We start from the raw sequence: 15,034 nt of genomic DNA, 5'->3' as shown, positions 1-15,034 counted from the left end.
CATAGTGGGAGGCGGCCTGATGACTGCATCTGTTCAGGATGTGGGTCTCAAGCGCGAGCTGGAGGCGAAGATCCGGGCCGGCGAGCGGCTGACCCGTGAGGACGGCATCGCGCTGTACGAATCGGACGATCTGGCCTGGCTCGGCGGTCTCGCGCACGAGGTGCGTACGCGCAAGAACGGTGACGTCGTCCACTTCAACGTCAACCGTCATCTCAACATGACGAACGTCTGCACCGCCTCCTGCGCCTACTGCTCGTTCCAGCGCAAGCCGGGCGAGAAGGACGCGTACACGATGCGCATCGAGGAGGCCGTCCGCCTCGCCAAGGCGATGGAGGGCGAGAACCTCACCGAGCTGCACATCGTCAACGGCCTCCACCCGACGCTGCCGTGGCGCTACTACCCGCGCTCGCTCAGCGCGCTGAAGGAAGCCCTCCCGCAGGTCTCCCTCAAGGCGTTCACCGCCACCGAGATCCACCACTTCGAGACGATCTCCGGCCTGTCGGCCTCCGAGATCCTCGACGAGCTGATCGAGGCCGGTCTTGAGTCGCTGACCGGCGGCGGCGCCGAGATCTTCGACTGGGAGATCCGTCAGCACATCGTCGACCACAACACCCACTGGGAGGACTGGTCGCGGATCCACCGGCTCGCGCACGAGAAGGGGCTCAAGACCCCGTCGACGATGCTTTACGGGCACATCGAGGAGCCCCGGCACCGCGTCGACCATGTACTGCGGCTGCGTGAGCTCCAGGACGAGACCGGCGGTTTCCAGGTCTTCATCCCGCTGCGCTACCAGCACGACTTCGTGGACATGAAGGACGGCAAGATCCGCAACCGCCTCCAGGCCCGTACGACCATGGCCACGGGCGCGGAGGCGCTGAAGACCTTCGCGGTCTCCCGGCTGCTCTTCGACAACGTTCCGCACGTCAAGGTCTTCTGGGTGATGCACGGCGTCCAGACCGCCCAACTCGCCCTCCAGCACGGCGCGGACGACATGGACGGCTCGGTCGTCGAGTACAAGATCACGCACGACGCGGACAACTACGGCACGCCCAACAAGCTCGGCCGCGAGGATCTGCTCGACCTCATCCGCGACGCGGGCTTCCGGCCCGTCGAGCGGAACACCCGCTACGAGATCATCCGTGAGTACCCGGGCCCCGACGCCGACCGCCGCGAGTCCCCGCAGCCCATGCGGGTCTGAGCGGGTACACGGGTCCGAGACTGCGTACGGGTCTGGAAGGGCATACGCGATGGCGCTCATATTCGAGCTGGATCCGGCGGTGGACCCCGCCCTGCGCGACGGACTTCTCGCTCTCTGGGCGGACGTCTCCAACGCGGGCGGTGCCGTCGGATTCGTACCGCCGGTGACGGTGGACGACATACGGCCCGAGCTGGTCAAGCACCTCACGGCCATGGCCGAGGGCCGGGCCAGACTGCTGGTCGGGTACGACGAGGAGGGCGCCGTCGCCGCGACGGCGTTCCTCACGCTCAACACCCACCGGCTGATGCGGCACTGGCTCTGGCTCTACACCGTGATGGTCCACCCCCGGCACCAGGGCAAGGGGTACGGCCGCGACCTGATGGCCGCCGCCGCGGACGCCGCCCAGGGGATCGACTCCATCGAGGCGATCCGGCTCACCTGCCGCGGGGGCACGGGCGTCGACAGGTTCTACGCCTCCTGCGGCTACAAGGAGGTCGGGCGGGTGCCGGACGCGATCAGGGTCGCCCCCGGTGACGACCGTGACGACATCACCATGCTGCTCCCGCTGAACCGGTACTGAACGCGCCGTGCTTGACTGGTAGGACTCGGACATACCGCGACGCCGGACCTGCGGCGACGTCAGTACGCCAGGAAGAGAAGGAAGAGAGAGGGCCCGCTGTGACCGTTTCGAAGACGAGCGCCACGATCCGGTACACCGCGATGCGTCTGGGCATCTTCGTCGGCTGCTTCGTGGTCGTCGCCGGCCTGGTCCAGTTCGGTGTGCTGCCCAAGGGGCTCGGCGACTCCAACTTCATCTGGGTGCTGCTGCTCGCGATCGTGATCTCGGCGCCGCTCAGCTTCGTACTGCTGCGCAAGCAGCGTGACGAGATGTCCGCGCAGATCGTCGGCAAGGTCGACAGCGCGAAGACGCGGCTGGAGGCGAACCGCGCCCAGGAGGACGGCGTCGCCCAGTAGCCGCCGGGTCGCGGCAAGCGGCCCGCGTGGGAGCCGTAAGCCGCATGAGCGCCGCATAAGCGCCCGAGCGCATAAGCGCCACGTAAGCTTTCTCACATCCGCCACACCCCAGCTCCGGAGCCGTCCCTCCAGGGCTGGGGTGCCGTGTTTTCTGGCCTTTTTCGGCCACTTTCCGCCACTGTTTCCGGCCTCTTCCCGGCCGCTTTCCGGCGCTTTGGGCCCCAAAGAAGTCCTTTGAGATTCCCAAAGTTCAAGTGTTAACGTGCTCGATATGAAGACAGCAGTGCGTCACCGCCGCCACCGGGGCATCCCGCTCGTGGCACGCCTGCATGTCGATCTGTGCCGCTGTATGTCCGCGGTCTGTTGCCGCGTGGTCTGACCCGGCATCATGCAGCGGCGCCCGTTCTGAGCCTCCCGAGTCCTCACCCTCCCGAGTCCTTCGAAGCACGAGCGCCGCACCCCTGTCCGTATGGCCCCGATACGTCCTGTCTGGAGTGTGTTCGTGTCCGCGAACCCCGCGTCCACCGTCCCCGAGAAGCCGGCTGATCCAAGATCCGGCCTCCGTATTCCCAAGATCCCGTTCTGGGCGCAGATCGTCGCCGGTCTGGTCCTCGGTGTCCTGCTCGGCTGGCTCGCCCGCAGCCAGGACATCAGCTGGCTCTACACCACCCTCGACAAGATCGGCAGCATCTTCGTCCAGCTGCTGAAGCTGGCCGTGGCCCCGCTGGTCTTCTTCGCGATATTGGTGTCGATCACCAACCTGCGCAAGGTCAACAACGCGGCCAGGCTTGCCTCCCGTACCCTGCTCTGGTTCATGATCACGTCGCTGATCGCGGTCGCCATCGGCCTGGCGATCGGTCTGATCACCAACCCGGGCTCGGGCACCGGCCTCACCCCGAAGGACGGCAAGGCGCCCGAGGGCTCCGGGTCCTGGATCGACTTCCTGACCGGCATCGTGCCGACCGACGTCATCACGCCGTTCACCGAGCTGAACGTCCTCCAGATCGTCTTCATGGCCGCCGTCGCCGGAATCGCGGCCCTCAAGCTCGGCCCGAAGGCCCAGCCGATCCTCACCCTCAGCGAAGCCGTCCTCGAACTGCTCCAGAAGGCCCTGTGGTGGGTCATCCGGCTCGCCCCGATCGGTACGGTCGGCCTCATCGGCTTCGCCATCGCCGACTACGGCTGGGACCTCATCGGCAAGTACGCGACGTTCACCGCCGACGTCTACATCGGCTGCGCGCTGGTGCTCTTCGGTGTCTACCCGCTGCTGCTGGCCACCGTCGCCAAGGTCAACCCGCTCCAGTTCTTCAAGGGTGCCTGGCCCGCGATCCAGCTCGCCTTCGTCTCCCGCTCCTCCGTGGGCACGATGCCGGTCACCCAGAAGGTCACCGAACGGCTCGGCGTCCCGAAGGAGTACACGTCCTTCGCCGTACCGTTCGGCGCGACGACCAAGATGGACGGCTGCGCCGCGATCTACCCGGCGCTCGCCGCGATCTTCATCGCGCAGATCTTCGACGTCCAACTGGGCATCCAGGACTATCTGCTGATCGCCTTCGTCTCGGTCGTCGGCTCGGCGGCCACCGCGGGCCTCACCGGCGCGACGGTCATGCTGACGCTGACCCTCTCCACGCTGGGGCTCCCGCTGGAGGGCGTCGGCCTGCTGATGGCGATCGACCCGATCCTGGACATGATGCGCACGGCCACGAACGTGGCGGGCCAGGCGCTGGTCCCGGTCATCGTCGCGGCACGCGAGAAGATCCTCGACCACGACGCGTACAACTCGGCCTCGGCTTCGCCGGTGGACGACTACGACAGCGCCGAGGACAAGCGCGAGGCGAACGTCCCGGTGCCCGCGTAAGGCGCGTAGCGCGCGTAGGGCGGACCGCGCACCCGCGGATCGCACACACGCGGATCGCACACTTCGATCGCCCCTGGCCTCCGCCGAGGCCGGGGGCGACGTGCGTCTGAGAGGGCCGGAAGATCACGGGGCCGGTCTATGCGCTTCCGACGGACCGTAGGCTTATCGGAGTTGTGGAACGGCGGGATTGTCGGCGGGACTGCCGTTGGGACTGCCGGCAGGGCGGGAGGAAGTCTGACGTGAGCGCCGTGAGCGCCGGCAAGGGCAAGCGGATGCCGCGCGCGGAGCGCGAACGGCAGATGCTGGACGCCGCCGTGCGCACCTTCGGACAGCGCGGTTACCGCGCCGCCTCGATGGACGAGATCGCCGAGTTGGTGGGCGTCTCGAAGCCGCTGGTGTATCTCTACCTCAACTCCAAGGAAGCGCTGTTCATCGCGTGTATCAGGCGCGAGTCGGAGGCGCTGGTCGCGGCGGTGACGGCGGGCGTCGAGCCGGGTGCGCCGGCCGACCGGCAGCTGTGGACCGGGCTGGTGGCGTTCTTCGCGCACACCGCGGAGAACCCGGACGGCTGGGCGGTGCTGCACCGGCTGGCACGTACGTCCGGCGAGCCGTTCGCCGCCGAGGTCACGAAGATGCGGGACGCGCTGGTCGCCTATGTGACGGGACTGATCGGCGCGACGGCCCGCGAGGCACACGACGCGCCCGATCTGAGCGACGGGGATGTGGCCGGGCTGGCGCAGGCGCTGGTGGGCGCCGCCGAATCGCTCGCGGCGTGGGCGAACGAGACTCCGGGCGTCTCGGCGAAGGAGGCCGCGGCGACGCTGATGAACTTCGCGTGGACGGGCCTCGGGAACCTCATGGCGGGGGAACGCTGGACGGCGAAGGCGAGCCGGTGCGGGTGAGGACCGGGGGGTAGTCGGGGTGGGCCGGGGGGTTTGATGGCGGGTGGGGGCCGCCCCTTGGGTTTCAGTTTCGCGGTTCCGGGTCGGGCGTCAAGGGCGCTCCTTCGTCGCGTCGGCAAGCCGATGGGCTGCGCCCACCCTTGACCCCCGCCCCTCCACCGCAAGTGCAGCTTTGAGGGGGGCGGCCCGGGGGGAGGGGTCCCCGGGGAAGCTCCCATGTGCTGGAGGCCGGTTGCCGACCGCAGGTCGGCGGGTGGGGGCGCGGCAGTGGAGTGGGGTGGCCCGGCCCCGGCAAAGCGACTGATCCCCGTGGGCGGCTGGGACTCATGCCCCGCTGGGCGGGCTCGTTGTCGCCTGCACCTGTCAGCCGAGGCAGACGGACCGGCAACCCACCCCCTATGTCCCAGTTTGGTGGGCCATTCCGGGGCCCTCAGGCCGGTGATGCGTCCTGAGTTCGGTTAAGTCGTCCCCACGACACATCACCGCCTCCGACCGGCCACCCACATGCTCGGGGGCGAGGTCTGGGGTCAGGACCGAGGGGTAGTCGGGGTTACCCGGAGGGTCCAGAGACGGGTGGGGGCCGCCCCTGATCTTTGAGTTTCGCGGTTGCGGGTCGGGTGTCAAGGGCGCTCCTTCGTCGCGTCGGCAAGCCGATGGGCTGCGCCCACCCTTGACCCCCGCCCCTCCACCGCAAGTGCAGCTTTGAGGGGGGCGGCCCGGGGGGAGGGGTCCCCGGGGAAGCTCCCATGTGCTGGAGGCCGGTTGCCGACCGCAGGTCGGCGGGTGGGGGCGCGGCAGTGGAGTGGGGTGGCCCGGCCCCGGCAAAGCGACTGATCCCCGTGGGCGGCTGGGACTCATGCCCCGCTGGGCGGGCTCGTTGTCGCCTGCACCTGTCAGCCGAGGCAGACGGACCGGCAACCCACCCCCTATGTCCCAGTTTGGTGGGCCATTCCGGGGCCCTCAGGCCGGTGATGCGTCCTGAGTTCGGTTAAGTCGTCCCCACGACACATCACCGCCTCCGACCGGCCACCCACATGCTCGGGGGCGAGGTCTGGGGTCAGGACCGAGGGGTAGTCGGGGTTACCCGGAGGGTCCAGAGACGGGTGGGGGCCGCCCCTGATCTTTGAGTTTCGCGGTTGCGGGTCGGGTGTCAAGGGCGCTCCTTCGTCGCGTCGGCAAGCCGATGGGCTGCGCCCACCCTTGACCCCCGCCCCTCCACCGCAAGTGCAGCTTTGAGGGGGGCGGCCCGGGGGGAGGGGTCCCCGGGGGGCCTGTCTATTGGACCGGTCCGGTTCCCGGCCTGCGACCCGGTGGGTGGGGCGCAGCAGTGGAATGGGGCGGCCCGGCACCGGCAAAGCGACTGATCCCCGTGGGCGGCTGGGACTTATGCCCCGCTGTGCGGGCTCGTTGTCGCCTGCACCTGTCGACGGAGGCAGACGGACCCGTCACCCGCCCCCTATGTCCCAGTTTGGTGGGCTGTTCTGGGGGCTCCCCGGCCGGTCATGCGTCCTGAGTTCGGTTAAGTCGTCCCCACGACACATCACCGCCTCCGACCTGCCCAATCAGCGCCTCATCAGTCACACCCACCCCACCACCCACACACCCCCACCAGCGGGGCATGAATCCTGGCCACTTCCCGACGGTCAGTCGCTTTGCCGGTGCCGGGCCGCCCCACTCCACTGCCGCGCAGCCCCGCAGGGTCCACCCACCTGAAAGCCGGGAACAGACCCCCGGCACATGGGTGCTTCCCCGGGGACCCCTCCCCCCGGGCCGCCCCCCTCAAAGCTGCACTTGCGGTGGAGGGGCGGGTGTCAAGGGTGGAGCGAAGCGGAATCGGCGCAGCCGACGCGACGGAGGAGCGCCCTTGACGCCCGGCCCGGAGCCGCGAAACTGAAACCTAGGGGCGGCCCCCACCCGAGCCCAAACCCCCCGGCCCACCCCGACTACCCCCTCCGCCCTGACCCCCACCAGCAGTGCCAAAAGGCAGGAGCCCCGCTGCCCCCACCCGAGTGGGGAAGCAGGGCTCCTTGGTTACTGCGTAAGTCGTACGCGATCGCCGACCCGGGCAACTAGGCCGGGGTGACGTTCTCCGCCTGCGGGCCCTTCGGGCCCTGAGTGACGTCGAAGTTCACGACCTGGTTCTCCTCAAGGGAGCGGAAGCCGGTCGCGTTGATCGCGGAGTAGTGGACGAAGACATCCGGGCCGCCGCCGTCCTGGGCGATGAAGCCGAAGCCCTTTTCAGCGTTGAACCACTTGACGGTTCCGGTAGCCATAAGCCCTCCTTGGGCCAAAGGGTTGCCCTGCTCCAGAACCTGCAAAGAAGTCTGAAAACTACAAAAGCCTGCGGGTCACATGCTCCGCAGGCTCTGTACTGCAAGGGAAACCAAACTGCAACTTGCGGCGAGCCTAGCACGCAGCACATGTCCAGCGGTAGAGGGAAAGATCACTTCACCCAGACGTTTGTATAGGGCTCTGACGTGCTGACGAGCCACGCCGCAACCGGGCCCCGCAGCGCCCCCGCACCCGACGCGGGTCTAGCCTCGCGATGTGGACAGTCCAGCGGAAAACACAGCGGCAGAAGCATCACGGGCATCAGCGGTATCAGGGGCATCCGGTGCGGCAGCACCTCCGACCGAAACCCCCGGGGCCCCCGCGGCGGCCGGAGGTGAGGACGACCGGGGCGATCACCGCAGTCGGCCGCGTGTCGGCCATATCCAGTTCCTGAACTGCCTGCCCCTCTATTGGGGCCTCGCCAGGACCGGCGCCCTTCTCGATCTGGAGCTGACGAAGGACACCCCCGACAAGCTCAGTGAAAAGCTGGTACGCGGCGAACTGGATATCGCCCCCATCGCCCTCGTCGAATTCCTCCGTCATGCCGACGATCTCGTCGCCTTCACCGATCTCGCGGTCGGCTGCGACGGACCTGTCATGTCCTGCGTCATCGTCTCGCAGGTACCGCTGGACCAGCTCGACGGCGCCCGGGTCGCCCTCGGCTCCACGTCCCGTACGTCGGTACGCCTGGCCCAGCTGCTGCTGAGCGAGCAGTACAAGGTCAACCCCGACTACTACACGTGTCCGCCGGATCTCGGTCTGATGATGCAGGAGGCCGAGGCCGCCGTCCTGATCGGTGACGCCGCGCTGCGCGCCTCCCTCTACGAAGCGCCCCGGCTCGGCCTCCAGGTCCATGACCTGGGGCAGATGTGGAAGGACTGGACGGGCCTGCCGTTCGTCTTCGCGGTGTGGGCGGCCCGTAAGGACTATCTGGCGCGCGAGCCGGATGTCGTACGGAAGGTCCACGAGGCGTTCCTCGCGTCCCGGGATCTCTCTCTGGAGGAGGTCGCGAAGGTCGCCAAGCAGGCGGCACGCTGGGAGACCTTCGACGCGGAGCTGCTGGAGCGGTACTTCACGACGCTCGACTTCCGCTTCGGCTCCGACCAGCTCGCGGGCGTGACGGAGTTCGCGCGCCGTATCGGCCCCACGACCGGCTTCCCCGCCGATGTACACGTCGAGCTGCTCAAGGGCTGACCTCCGCCGTACCCCCACCCCCTAGTCTGCTGCCTAGAGGTCCGTCGGGACGTGCGGGACGCAGGACAGGACTCATGAGGGGGACGGGGAATGCAGCCGCTGGAGGCCGGCGATCCGGCGACCATCGGTCCGTACCGGCTGCTCGGGCGGCTGGGGTCGGGCGGGATGGGCAGGGTCTACGTCGCCCGCTCGCAGGGCGGCCGTACGGTCGCGGTCAAGGTCGTCCATCCGCACTTCGCGATGGACCAGGAGTTCCGGGCCCGCTTCCGCCGTGAGGTGGAGGCGGCGCGCCGCGTCGGTACGGGCCCCGACGGGCCCCGCTGGTCGGCGCCGGTGCTGGACGCCGATCCGGAGGCAGTCGTTCCGTGGGTGGCGACGGCCTATGTCGCGGGTCCGTCGCTGACCCAGGCCGTCGGGGCGTACGGGCCGCTGCCCGAACACTCCGTACGCGCGCTGGGCGCCGGTCTCGCGGAGGCGCTGGCGGCCGTGCACGGCCTCGATCTGGTGCACCGGGACGTCAAGCCGTCGAACGTACTGCTCGCCCCGGACGGGCCCCGGCTGATCGACTTCGGTATCGCACGCGCCACGGACGGCACCGCCTCGCTCACCTCGACTGGTGTCTCGGTCGGGTCGCCCGGCTACATGTCGCCCGAACAGATCCTCGGCAAGGTGGTCACGGGCGCGGCGGACGTCTTCTCGCTGGGTGCGGTACTGGCGTACGCGGTGACGGGTACGAGCCCCTTCCCCGGCGACTCCTCGGCCGCGCTCCTCTACAAGGTCGTGCACGAGGAACCCGAGCTGGGCTCCCTGCGCGGCGAACTGCGGGAGCTGGTCGCGGACTGCCTCGCCAAGGACCCGTCCGCACGGCCCGCGCCGACCGAGATCGTGCGTCGGCTTGTCACCCATGGGGCCGGCGGTACTGACGGCGCAGACAGAGTCGACGCGGCCCATGGCGCGGCGGGGCTGATGGCCGCGGGCTGGCTGCCGGCGCCGCTGGTCGAGGAGGTCAGCCGCGCGGTGGTCCGGCTGCTGCACCTGGAGGCGGCGGATCCGCCCGTACAGACGGGTCCCGTGCCCTTCAGCAGTCCGGCGCTCGGGGTCTTTGGACCTCCGACGGACCCGCCCATGGACGTACCCATGGACGTACCCGTGGACGTGTCGGCGGGGCCGCGGCTCTCCGTATCGGTCTCCGCCGACACCGGTACGGGAGCGGGCCCCGGCACCGGTCCCGACACCGATACCGGTCTCGGCACCGGCCCCGGCGGTGGACGTCGCGCGCGCAAGGTCAGCTGCACGGTGGCCCTGGCCGTCGCGGGCGCCCTGGCCGCCGTGATGGTGGGCAGCGCGTTCCTCTTCGACCTGATGCCCGGCGGTGGCACCAACGACACGGCCTCCCCGGGCAAGGCCGACCCGCCGTCGAGCGTCGCCGCCTCGACGCCCGCGACCGGCGAAGCCCCCGGCGACGGTGACGGTTCCGGCGACGGCTCCGGTGACGGCGACGATTCCGTGCCCGCCGAACTCGTCGGTATCTGGGACGGCGAGGTCACCGCCTCCGGCCTGCCCGCCGGCACGATGAAGGTGACCATACAAACAGGCGCCACCGGCGAGCGGATCGGGAAGGCCGAACAGACCGACATCCTCGGCAACTTCATCTGCGAGGACCTCCTCACCCTCACCGGCGTCGAGGGCAAGACCCTGGTCGTCGACGCCAAGCGCGGCCCGCGCAGCAAGGACATGTGCACCGAGACCACGACCGGTCTGCGGCTCGGCCTCGAACGCGACGGTCTGCGCTACCTCTCCCGGGACGCGCGGGCGGGCAGCCCCACCGGCATCCTGACGAAACAGAGGTGAACCGCCCGCCACGGAGGTGAACCGCCCCCCACAGAGGTGAACCGCCCGTCAGAGAGCTGAACCGCCCGCCGCCACGCACGGCGGGCCGCCCGCTCCCATGGCGCTCGCGGCTCGCCACCACCCCTGGCGTAGGCTGGATCGGTCGTCACAGACCCCTTGGGAAGGACCCGCACCGGTGACCGAGAAGGCCGACCTCACGTCCGTAAAAGTCACTGGCAGCCTCACTGATGTCCTGGACCGCGCCGCCGCCGGTGGCCGCGTCACCCCTGAGGAAGCGCTCGACCTCTACCGTTCCGCGCCGCTGCACGCGCTCGGCGCGGCGGCCGACGCCGTACGCCGTCGCCGGTACGCGGGGACCGAGCACATCGCGACGTACATCATCGAGCGGAACATCAACTACACCAACGTCTGTGTGACGGCGTGCAAGTTCTGCGCCTTCTACGCCGCGCCCAAGGACACCGCCAAGGGCTGGAGCCGCGACCTCGACGACATCCTGCGCCGCTGCGCGGAGACCGTGGAGCTGGGCGGTACGCAGATCATGTTCCAGGGCGGCCACCACCCGGACTACGGCGTCGAGTACTACGAGAAGCACTTCGCCGCGATCAAGAAGGACTTCCCGCAGCTGGTCATCCACTCCCTCGGCGCCTCCGAGGTCGAGCACATGGCCCGGATCTCCAACGTCTCGGTCGAGGAGGCGATCCAGCGCATCCACGCCGCCGGTCTCGACTCCTTCGCGGGCGCGGGCGCCGAGTTGCTGCCCGCGCGCCCGCGCAAGGCGATCGCGCCGCTCAAGGAGTCCGGCGAACGCTGGCTGGAGATCATGGAGACCGCGCACGGGCTCGGTGTCGAGTCGACGTCCACGATGCTCATGGGTACGGGCGAGACCAACGCCGAGCGCATCGAGCACCTTCGGATGATCCGTGACGTACAGGACCGGACGGGCGGCTTCCGCGCCTTCATCCCGTACACCTACCAGCCCGAGAACAACCATCTGAAGGGGCAGACGCAGGCCACTCTCTTCGAGTACCTGCGCATGATCGCGATCGCGCGGATCTTCCTCGACAACGTCGCGCACATCCAGGGCTCCTGGCTGACCACGGGCAAGGAGGTCGGCCAACTGTCGCTGCACTACGGCGCCGACGACCTCGGCTCGATCATGCTGGAGGAGAACGTCGTGTCCTCGGCCGGTGCCAAGCACCGCTCCAACCGGCTGGAGATCATCGACCTGATCCGCAAGGCGGGCCGTGTCCCGGCGCAGCGCGCCACGACGTACGAGCACCTTGTCGTGCACGACGACCCGGCGAACGACCCCGTCGACGACCGGGTCCAGTCGCACATCTCGTCGACGGCGATCGAGGGCGGTACGGCCCACCCCGAGCTGAAGCTCATCGCCACCAACTGAGCCGAGCCGATCCGAGCCGATCCGAGCCGATCCGATCCGATCCGAGCAGATTGACCGGGAGTCCGTGCGGTGGAGACCCTGCATGTGGCCGACGAGGTGCGCCGCGCCTGGGACGACGCCGAGCCGATCAGGGGCGGTGGCGTCGTGGTGGCAGGGGACCGGATCGGCGCGGTCGGTACGTTCGAGGAGCTGCGGGTGCGGTTCCCCGGCGCGCGGGTGCGGACGTGGGCCGGGGTGCTCGGCCCCGCGCGCGTCCACGAGGGGCCGCTGCCCGAGGCCCCGACCCCGCGTGAACGGATCCACGCCGTACTGAAACTGGGCGCGACGGCGGTCCTCGCCGAGTACGCGACGGCCCCGGGGCTGCGCGACGCCGCCGCGCGGGTGGGCGTGCTCGTCCTGCCCGCGGCCGTGCGTACGGAGATCGCCGAGGTCACGGAGATCGCCGAGGTCACGGGGATCACCGGGGGCACTGGGGCCACCGGGCTCAGCGGGGGCACCGGGATCACCGAGGCAGGCCGCGCCGATCTCGCCGTGTTCGACGCGGACGGGCGTTGCGTCGCCACGGTGTGCGCCGGCCGTCTGGTACACCGCCGCGCCTAGTCACGTACAGCCGCCTGCCACAATGGACGGCGTGACCCGAGCCTCCCTGGACAAGCAGCCGCACGAAGTCATCTCGATGTTCGACGACGTGGCGGAGAAGTACGACCTCACGAACGATGTGCTCTCGCTCGGCCAGGCCAGGCTGTGGCGCAAGGAGGTCGCCAAGGCCGTGAAGGCCCGCCCGGCCGAGAAGGTCCTCGACCTCGCCGCGGGCACCGCCACCTCCTCGATGTCGCTCGCGGCGACCGGTGCGTACGTCGTGCCCTGCGACTTCTCCCAGGGCATGCTGCGACAGGGCAAGAAGCGGCACCCGTGGATGCCGTTCACGGCCGGGGACGCGACGAAACTGCCGTTCGCCGACGAGGTCTTCGACGCGGTGACGATCTCCTTCGGTCTGCGCAACGTCCAGGACACGGACCTCGCGCTGCGCGAGCTGTACCGGGTCACGAAGCCCGGCGGGCGGATCGTGATCTGTGAGTTCTCGCACCCGACGTGGGCGCCGTTCCGTACGGTCTACGAGGAGTACCTGATGCGCGCGCTGCCGCCGACCGCGCGTGCCGTGTCCTCCAACCCCGACGCGTATGTCTATCTCGCGGAGTCGATCAGGGCCTGGCCGGACCAGCCCGCCCTGGCGGCGCGGCTGAAGGGGGCGGGCTGGTCCAAGGTCGCGTGGCGGAATCTGACGGGCGGGATCGTGGCGCTGCACCGGGGCGTACGCCACTGATCCTCGGGGCTGGGCTGCGTTGGGTTGGGTTGGGCTGGGCTGGGCCGGGCCGGGCTACCGGCTCACAACTCCAGCCGGAAGCAGTACGCGGTGTCCCCTGTTGACGTGATCGGGTACGTCTCCGCCAACTCCATCCCGAGCCGCCGCGTCACCGCGACCGAGCGCGCGTTGCGGGAGTTGACCATCGCCACGACCCGGCCGACCCCCGCCGCGCGCACCCGCTCAAGCGTGGCCCGCGCGGCGGCCGTCGCGTAACCGCGCCCCCAGTGCGTCCGCCCCAGCCGCCAGCCGATCTCGATCTCGCCGACCGGCCCGAACGTCTCGTGCGGCCAGGGCTGGGCGCCGGTGAAGCCGATCACCTCACCGTCGTCGTCCGTCATCGTCCAGAAACAGAAGCCGCGCTCGGCGTCGTGCCTGCGCTGCCGGGCGGTCAACTCCTCGTACACGGACATCTCCGCCGAGACGCCGCCGTGGAACTCCATCACCTCGGGATCGTTGAAAACCCGGTGCCAGTGGAACGCGTCTTCCTCCGTGGGGACGCGGAGCTGCACCACAGGGAGCGGTTGGGTCATGTTGTTCACGAGGGCAACCCTTCAGTGGAGGTAACGGTGCACCCCAATAGACTGCACATGCCCCGTGCCGCCAGGTACCCATATTCGAGTCTTCGGGAGAACCCGCTGTGACCGAGCCCCTCTCCGAAAACCGCGCAGATGTGATCGTCGTGGGCGCCGGCCCGGCCGGTTCCACCACCGCGTACTACCTCGCCAAGGCGGGCCTGGACGTCCTGTTGCTGGAGAAGACCGCGTTCCCGCGCGAGAAGGTCTGCGGCGACGGCCTCACCCCGCGTGCCACGAAGCAGCTCGTCTCCATGGGCATCGACATCTCCGAAGAGGCGGGCTGGCTGCGCAACAAGGGGCTGCGGATCATCGGCGGCGGCGTACGGCTCCAGCTGGACTGGCCGGACCTGGCCGCGTATCCGGACTACGGACTGGTGCGCAAGCGCGACGACTTCGACGAGCAGCTCGCCCGCCAGGCGCAGAAGGCCGGCGCGCGGCTGTACGAGCGGTGCAACGTCGGCGCTCCGATCACCGACGACCGCACCGGCCGCATCACCGGCGTACACGCCAAGCTGGGCGAGGAGAAGACCCCGGTCACCTTCCACGCACCGCTCGTCGTCGCTGCCGACGGCAACTCGACCCGGCTCTCCCTGGGCATGGGCCTGCACCGCCGCGAGGACCGGCCGATGGGCGTCGCCGTGCGTACGTACTTCACCTCGCCCCGCCACGACGACGACTACCTGGAGTCCTGGCTCGAACTGTGGGACCGGCGCGGTCCGGGCGAGGACCGGCTGCTGCCCGGCTACGGCTGGATCTTCGGCATGGGCGACGGCACCTCCAACGTCGGCCTCGGCATCCTCAACTCCTCCTCCGCGTTCAAGGAGCTGGACTGGCGCGAGGTGCTCAAGGCGTGGTGCGCCTCGATGCCGGAGGACTGGGGCTACACCCCGGACAACATGACGATGCCGATCCGCGGCGCCGCCCTGCCCATGGCGTTCAACCGTCAGCCTCACTACACCAAGGGCCTGCTGCTGGTGGGTGACGCGGGCGGCATGGTCAACCCGTTCAACGGCGAGGGCATCGCGTACGCCATGGAGTCCGGCCAGATCGCCGCCGACGTCATCGTCCAGGCCCATGCCCGCGCGACCCCCGCCCAGCGCGAGATGGCGCTGCTCCACTACCCGAAGGTCCTCAAGGAGACCTACGGCGGCTACTACACGCTCGGCCGCGCCTTCGTGAAGCTGATCGGCAACCCGAAGGTCATGAAGATCGCGACGCAGCGCGGTCTGACGCATCCGCTGCTGATGAAGTTCACGCTGAAGATGCTGGCGAACCTGACGGACCCGACGGGTGGCGACGCGATGGACCGCATTATCAATGGGCTGTCGAAGGTGGCTCCCAAGGCGTAAGGCGAAGGGGACAGGGCGCGGGGCTCGTCTCGG

13 protein-coding genes are annotated in these 15,034 nt (G+C 69.3%); 11 read left to right on the top strand and 2 right to left on the bottom strand.

Annotated elements, in window-relative coordinates; genetic code table 11:
• Positions 1 to 19: 19 nt before the first annotated feature.
• The 5 genes from mqnE to M1203_RS06040 all read left to right on the top strand — a co-directional run bounded on the left by mqnE (position 20) and on the right by M1203_RS06040 (position 4,933).
• On the top strand, positions 20 to 1,198 hold the full coding sequence (mqnE, locus tag M1203_RS06060) for an aminofutalosine synthase MqnE (RefSeq protein WP_249948420.1): 1,179 nt from the start codon (positions 20 to 22) through the stop codon (positions 1,196 to 1,198).
• A gap of 49 nt (positions 1,199 to 1,247) precedes the next feature.
• The gene (locus tag M1203_RS06055) at positions 1,248 to 1,778 is read left to right on the top strand and encodes a GNAT family N-acetyltransferase (protein ID WP_249948419.1); all 531 of its coding nucleotides are present in this window, start codon (positions 1,248 to 1,250) and stop codon (positions 1,776 to 1,778) included.
• A gap of 140 nt (positions 1,779 to 1,918) precedes the next feature.
• Positions 1,919 to 2,173: a DUF4229 domain-containing protein gene (locus tag M1203_RS06050; protein WP_374402120.1), complete on the top strand. Its 255-nt coding sequence runs from the start codon at positions 1,919 to 1,921 to the stop codon at positions 2,171 to 2,173.
• A gap of 502 nt (positions 2,174 to 2,675) precedes the next feature.
• Positions 2,676 to 4,031, top strand: a complete 1,356-nt coding sequence (locus M1203_RS06045; RefSeq protein WP_249948417.1) for a dicarboxylate/amino acid:cation symporter — start codon at positions 2,676 to 2,678, stop codon at positions 4,029 to 4,031.
• 272 nt (positions 4,032 to 4,303) lie between these two features.
• Positions 4,304 to 4,933, top strand: coding sequence for a TetR/AcrR family transcriptional regulator (locus M1203_RS06040; RefSeq protein ID WP_249948540.1), 630 nt, complete (start codon positions 4,304 to 4,306; stop codon positions 4,931 to 4,933).
• A gap of 2,069 nt (positions 4,934 to 7,002) precedes the next feature.
• Here M1203_RS06040 and M1203_RS06035 read toward each other — a convergent pair.
• Complete coding sequence (locus tag M1203_RS06035) at positions 7,003 to 7,206, bottom strand: cold-shock protein (RefSeq protein ID WP_017948713.1); 204 nt, start codon at positions 7,204 to 7,206, stop codon at positions 7,003 to 7,005.
• Positions 7,207 to 7,645: 439 nt separating this feature from the next.
• On the opposite strand from M1203_RS06035, the gene M1203_RS06030 reads away from it, so the two are divergent.
• From M1203_RS06030 to M1203_RS06010, 5 genes are all read left to right on the top strand, one after another.
• Entirely contained in the window at positions 7,646 to 8,458 is an 813-nt protein-coding gene (locus M1203_RS06030; protein ID WP_249948539.1) for a menaquinone biosynthesis protein, read from the top strand.
• Positions 8,459 to 8,548: 90 nt separating this feature from the next.
• Complete coding sequence (locus tag M1203_RS06025) at positions 8,549 to 10,309, top strand: serine/threonine-protein kinase (protein ID WP_249948416.1); 1,761 nt, start codon at positions 8,549 to 8,551, stop codon at positions 10,307 to 10,309.
• A gap of 175 nt (positions 10,310 to 10,484) precedes the next feature.
• Positions 10,485 to 11,711 (top strand): cyclic dehypoxanthinyl futalosine synthase, encoded by a 1,227-nt coding sequence (mqnC, locus tag M1203_RS06020; protein WP_249948415.1) that lies wholly within the window; start codon positions 10,485 to 10,487, stop codon positions 11,709 to 11,711.
• A 69-nt stretch (positions 11,712 to 11,780) separates the two neighbouring features.
• Positions 11,781 to 12,311: a hypothetical protein gene (locus M1203_RS06015; protein WP_249948414.1), complete on the top strand. Its 531-nt coding sequence runs from the start codon at positions 11,781 to 11,783 to the stop codon at positions 12,309 to 12,311.
• Positions 12,312 to 12,342: 31 nt separating this feature from the next.
• Complete coding sequence (locus M1203_RS06010) at positions 12,343 to 13,035, top strand: demethylmenaquinone methyltransferase (protein WP_249948413.1); 693 nt, start codon at positions 12,343 to 12,345, stop codon at positions 13,033 to 13,035.
• A 62-nt stretch (positions 13,036 to 13,097) separates the two neighbouring features.
• On the opposite strand, the gene M1203_RS06005 is transcribed toward M1203_RS06010, so the two are convergent.
• The gene (locus tag M1203_RS06005) at positions 13,098 to 13,607 is read right to left on the bottom strand and encodes a GNAT family N-acetyltransferase (protein ID WP_249948412.1); all 510 of its coding nucleotides are present in this window, start codon (positions 13,605 to 13,607) and stop codon (positions 13,098 to 13,100) included.
• Positions 13,608 to 13,714: 107 nt separating this feature from the next.
• Here M1203_RS06005 and M1203_RS06000 point away from each other — a divergent pair, with 107 nt between their 5' ends.
• Complete coding sequence (locus tag M1203_RS06000; protein WP_249948411.1) at positions 13,715 to 15,001, top strand: geranylgeranyl reductase family protein; 1,287 nt, start codon at positions 13,715 to 13,717, stop codon at positions 14,999 to 15,001.
• Positions 15,002 to 15,034 lie beyond the last annotated feature (33 nt).

The sequence above is a fragment of the Streptomyces sp. 35G-GA-8 genome (assembly GCF_023534745.1).
Taxonomy (GTDB): Bacteria; Actinomycetota; Actinomycetes; order Streptomycetales; family Streptomycetaceae; genus Streptomyces.
The sequence above is the reverse complement of the archived record's forward strand: the minus strand, read 5'-3'. Positions and strand labels throughout refer to the sequence as shown.